Raw genomic sequence first — 5,382 nt, 5'->3', positions numbered from 1 at the left:
GGCTGACACCTCGTGAGAAGTGTCAGCCCTAAATTATTTTGTTTAATAAAGTTTTACCGGACAGCAATAATAAAAAGTATGCGTTATCAAAATTGTGTGGGGCAACAAAGTTGGATAGCGTGTAGCGTTTTCATTACCAGTGTGTTTATCTCGTATATACATTGTTATTTGAGCTTATAGTGTCATCTGCAGATTGCCCAACAATAGTCCTTTTTCAGAATAAAAATATACCATTATTCACTTATTTATGTAATAAATACGTGATTTCTTTTGTAAATTTCCTAAATAAGCGTATCTTTGTCAGCCTATATTGCTTATAATTTTATTAGAATAGAATGCCATCTATAGAAATTAAAAAGGTCGAGTCGCGGCGCGATTTGAAAAAATTTGTGGACGTACATTACGACCTTTATGAGGGAAATGAATACGATGTCCCTAATCTTTTCATGGATGATATGAATACACTCCGGAAAGATAAGAATGCTGCATTTGAGTTTTGTGAGGCAGAATATTACATTGCGTTCAAGGACGGTAAGGCTGTAGGACGCGTAGCTGCCATTATCAACCATCGTGCAAACGAAAAATGGAATAAAAAAAGCGTTCGTTTTGGTTGGATTGACTTCATTGACGACATTGAGGTGTCACGGGCTTTGTTTGAGCAAGTGGAAGAATATGGTCGTTCAAAGGGGATGACAGAGATTGTCGGACCATTAGGATTTACTGACATGGATCCGGAAGGAATGCTGACTTGGGGATTTGATAAGCTCAGCACCATGATTACCATTTACAATTATCCCTATTACCCTCAACATTTAGAGCAATTAGGTGGATGGGAAGTGGATCAGGAGTATGTGGAATATTTCTTAGATGTTCCTAAGGAAATACCTGAGAAATATGCTAAGGTAGCAGAGATTGTTGAGAATCGTTACAATCTACATATCAAGAAACTCACCCGTCGTGAACTGCGAACCACCGACTATGGACGTCAGGTGTTTGGCATCATTAATGAGACTTACAAAGACCTTTATGGTTATTCAGAGTTGAGCGAGAAGCAAATCGATCACTATGTGAACATGTATCTTCGCTTTGCCGATTTGAATATGATAACACTCATAGAGGATTGGAATAAGGACAAAAAGCTGATTGGCGTGGGCATTTCAATACCTTCCTTGTCGTATGCCTTACAAAAGTGCCGTAGAGGACGTTTGTTACCTTTCGGTTGGTGGTATTTATTACGAGCCATTAAATTTCAAAAAACTGGCGGTGGAGGAGACTTGCTCTTATTAGGCGTTCTTCCTGAGTATCGCTCAAAAGGAGCAAATGCCTTATTGTTTACCGACTTAATTCCCGTGTTTAACAAATATGGGTTTACATGGGCGGAGAGCCAAGTAGAGTTGGTGACCAACGAAGGCGTGCAAAGTCAATGGGGACCATTAAAGCCTACGAATCATAAGCGTCGCTGTTGTTATCGTAAAGAGATAAAATAGTACGTTTGGTATTCATCTTTTCTGATTTGGTTGATTTGTCCTACTTCCTTATGTGCACGCATACGCTTGGATAGAAGAGAAATCTTGCGCTTTATTTCGTTGTGAAAATGACGACAATAAAAGTGACTCAAGCGGCTTGTGTGAACAATGAAGCCTCCTCTCTATGCTATAATTATACAAAGAACTATGACAGAAAAAATCAACACGAAATTAGAAAATAGTCCACAAAACAAGAAATCTGTCTCTCCTCAGCAACAAGCAGACGCTGTTGCTTATACCGATGATAACATCCGACACTTGTCGGATATGGAGCATGTGCGTACTCGTCCAGGCATGTACATAGGTAGATTGGGCGACGGAAAGTTGCCAGAGGATGGTATTTATGTACTCCTGAAAGAGGTTTTGGACAACTCTATTGATGAGTTCAAAATGAAAGCGGGCGATCGGATAGAGATAGATATTGAAGATAATCTGCGAGTTCGAGTGCGCGACTATGGACGAGGCATCCCACAAGGGAAACTGGTGGAAGCTGTGAGCGTACTCAATACGGGTGGAAAGTACGACTCCAAGGCTTTCAAGAAGAGTGTAGGACTCAATGGTGTGGGTATCAAAGCCGTGAATGCACTGAGTGCTCATTTCGAAGTAGAATCGTTTAGAGAGGGGAAAGTGAGAAATCTTACCTTTGAAAAAGGCGACATGAAAACCGATAAGACAACAAAGACTTCGGACGAATCTGGTACCTACATTTATTTTGAACCCGATGACACGCTCTTTAAGAACTATTCGTTCCATGATGATATTGTGGAAACGATGCTGCGCAACTACACCTATTTGAATGCTGGTCTCACCATTATGTATAACGGACGGCGCATCAAGAGTCGTAATGGCTTGGAAGATTTGCTGAACGATAACATGACTACAGATGGCTTGTATCCAATCATACACATGATAGGTGAGGATATTGAGATCGCTTTTACACACACCAATCAGTACGGAGAAGAATATTATTCGTTTGTCAACGGACAGCATACTACGCAAGGAGGAACGCATCAGAGCGCATTTAAGGAACATATAGCCAAGACGATTAAGGAGTTTTTTGATAAGAACTACGAATATACCGACATCCGAAATGGTATTGTAGGCGCCATTGCTATCAATGTCGAGGAGCCTGTGTTTGAGAGTCAGACCAAGATTAAGTTAGGTTCAACGCAAATGGCACCTGGAGGTGAAACCATTAACAAGTATGTGGGTGATTTCATCAAACGCGAAGTAGACAATTACCTGCATATTCATAAGGAGGATTGTGCGGATATTTTAGAGGCTAAAATCAAATCCAGCGAACACGAACGCAAAGCAATGGCGGGAGTAACGAAGCTCGCCAGAGAGCGTGCAAAGAAGGCGAACTTGCACAATAGAAAGCTACGCGACTGTCGTATCCATTTCAGTGACGAGAAAAACGATCGGAAAGAAGAGAGCTGTATCTTTATTACAGAGGGCGATTCTGCCAGTGGTAGTATCACGAAGAGCCGTGACGTGAATACGCAAGCAGTGTTTTCATTGCGCGGAAAGCCTTTGAATTCATTTGGTTTGACAAAGAAAGTGGTGTATGAAAACGAAGAGTTCAACCTCCTTCAAGCTGCACTCGACATTGAAGACGGATTGGATACGTTGCGTTACAACAAAGTAATTGTGGCTACAGATGCCGATGTAGATGGAATGCACATCCGACTTTTAATCATTACCTTCTTCCTTCAGTTTTTCCCTGAGCTGATAAAAAAAGGTCATGTGTATGTGTTGCAAACGCCACTCTTTAGAGTTCGTAACAAAAGAACAAAGATAAAGAATAAGGATGTGATTGCTGAAGCGGATGAAAAGCTCGATAAGAAGGATAAAAAGAGCGACTTCATTACACGCTATTGTTATAGCGAGGAAGAACGGCAAGAGGCAATCAAGGAACTTGGTCCCGATCCTGAAATAACCCGATTCAAAGGATTAGGCGAAATATCCCCCGATGAATTCGTACATTTTATCGGTCCTGATATGCGCTTGGAACAGGTGACATTGCATAAAAATGATCAGGTGCAAAAGCTTTTGGAGTATTACATGGGCAAGAATACCATGGAACGACAAAACTTTATTATTGATAATTTGGTTGTTGAAGAGGATATCCCAGAGGAAGATTCCACCTTAGTAAGTTGATTCTGAACCAACTTTATCACCATTGTTTTTTAACGAAGTTTGAATAAATGAGAAGATTTATAGCGTGTATAATGTTCGGATGGGTGGTTTGCACCGTTTCGGCACAGTTTAATTTTAATTTTGGGAAGAATTCTCCTATTCGCAAATTGGAAATAGCGGAAATAGCTATTCAAAATTTATATGTAGATACTGTTCAGGAAGATCAGTTGGTAGAAGAGGCTATCCGTGGAATGTTAAACCATTTGGACCCTCACTCATCCTACACAACAGCAAAGGAAACCAAGGCCATGACGGAGGCGTTGCAAGGCTCGTTTGATGGAATTGGCATACAGTTCAATATGATGCAAGACACGCTGATGGTGATTCAGACCATAGCAAACGGTCCTTCAGAAAAAGTAGGTATCATGGCTGGCGACCGTATCGTGAGTGTTAATGATAGTAGTATCGCTGGGGTGAAGATGGCACGTGAGGAGATTATGCGCCGATTGCGTGGCAAGAAAGGTTCGAAAGTAAAGCTTGGCGTCTTGCGTAGAAACATTTCAGGAATGCTCTTTTTCACAGTGATACGCGACAGAATACCCGTCAATACTATTGATGCCAGCTATCTTATCCGACCACAGTTAGGGTATATCCGCATTGGTAGCTTTGGGGCAACGACGTATGCAGAGTTCATGGCGTGCGTTAGTGATTTGAAGAAGCAAGGTATGCAACATCTTATTTTAGACTTACAGGATAACGGAGGGGGCTATTTGCAAGCTGCCGTTCAGATTGCCAATGAGTTTTTACACCGCAATGATTTAATTGTATATACCAAAGGTCGCCGTTCTAATCGTAAAGACTATCTTGCAAAGGGCAATGGTAGCTTGCTATCTGGGAAAGTGATGGTGCTTATCAATGAGTTTTCTGCATCGGCTGCCGAGATTGTTACAGGTGCCATACAAGACCAAGACAGAGGTCAAGTGGTAGGACGAAGGTCGTTTGGCAAGGGATTGGTGCAGAGTCCGATACAGTTTCCTGATGGAAGTATGATGCGACTTACCGTTGCTCATTATTATACACCATCGGGACGATGCATCCAGAAGCCCTATAAAAAGGGCGATCGTAAAGACTATGCACTGGAGTTAGACCAGCGTTTCAAGCATGGAGAGCTGTATAGTGCCGACAGTATCCATTTTGCAGACTCGCTAAAGTATTATACTTTGCGCCAAAAGCGAGTTGTATATGGAGGTGGAGGTGTGATGCCCGATTACTTTGTTCCGCTGGATACGGCTAAGTTTACATCGTTTCATCGGCAGTTGGCTGCTAAGTCAATCATTATTAATGAAAACCTCAAATACGTTGACCAGCATCGCAAGCAGCTGCGAAAGATGTATACATCTTATGAACAGTTTTATCAATCGTATGAAGTTCCACAATCTTTCATCGATGCAGTGATAAAGTCAGGAGAAGAAGCAAAGCTGAAACCTAAGGATGAGGCAGAACTTCAGCGTACTTTGCCCATGTTGAAAAATCAGTTAAAAGCACTCGTTGCACGTGATTTATGGGGCATGAACGAGTATTTTAGAATAATGAACGAAACCAATGACATCGTACTCAAAGCGGTAGAACTGATGAAATAAACTGGCTAATGTGACAAAAATGTGCATAAAAACGTTTCAACTACTTGTAAATCATTACCTTTGTTCCATTTATATAT

3 protein-coding genes are annotated in these 5,382 nt (G+C 41.4%); all 3 read left to right on the top strand.

Annotation, left to right across the window (positions count from 1 at the left end; all coding sequences use genetic code 11):
- Positions 1-335: 335 nt before the first annotated feature.
- The 3 genes from DEM91_RS11960 (at position 336) to DEM91_RS11950 (ending at position 5,305) form a co-directional block, all read left to right on the top strand.
- The gene (locus tag DEM91_RS11960; RefSeq protein ID WP_103002503.1) at positions 336-1,487 is read left to right on the top strand and encodes an N-acetyltransferase; all 1,152 of its coding nucleotides are present in this window, start codon (positions 336-338) and stop codon (positions 1,485-1,487) included.
- A gap of 186 nt (positions 1,488-1,673) precedes the next feature.
- Positions 1,674-3,686 (top strand): DNA topoisomerase IV subunit B, encoded by a 2,013-nt coding sequence (locus DEM91_RS11955; protein WP_249859065.1) that lies wholly within the window; start codon positions 1,674-1,676, stop codon positions 3,684-3,686.
- A 71-nt stretch (positions 3,687-3,757) separates the two neighbouring features.
- Positions 3,758-5,305 (top strand): S41 family peptidase, encoded by a 1,548-nt coding sequence (locus DEM91_RS11950; protein WP_249859066.1) that lies wholly within the window; start codon positions 3,758-3,760, stop codon positions 5,303-5,305.
- The last annotated feature ends 77 nt before the right edge of the window (positions 5,306-5,382 follow it).

This window comes from Prevotella sp. TCVGH (genome assembly GCF_023522295.1).
Classification (GTDB): domain Bacteria; phylum Bacteroidota; class Bacteroidia; order Bacteroidales; family Bacteroidaceae; genus Prevotella; species Prevotella timonensis.
Note: the sequence above shows the minus strand (reverse complement) of the source record. Positions and strands in the feature narration are given on the sequence as shown.

What these genes read in the sequence shown, in the direction of transcription:
- DEM91_RS11955 (WP_249859065.1), top strand. Translation starts at nt 1,674, where the DNA reads ATGACAGAAAAAATCAACACGAAATTAGAAAATAGTCCACAAAACAAG.
- DEM91_RS11950 (WP_249859066.1), top strand. Translation starts at nt 3,758, where the DNA reads ATGTTCGGATGGGTGGTTTGCACCGTTTCGGCACAGTTTAATTTTAAT.
- DEM91_RS11960 (WP_103002503.1), top strand. Translation starts at nt 336, where the DNA reads ATGCCATCTATAGAAATTAAAAAGGTCGAGTCGCGGCGCGATTTGAAA.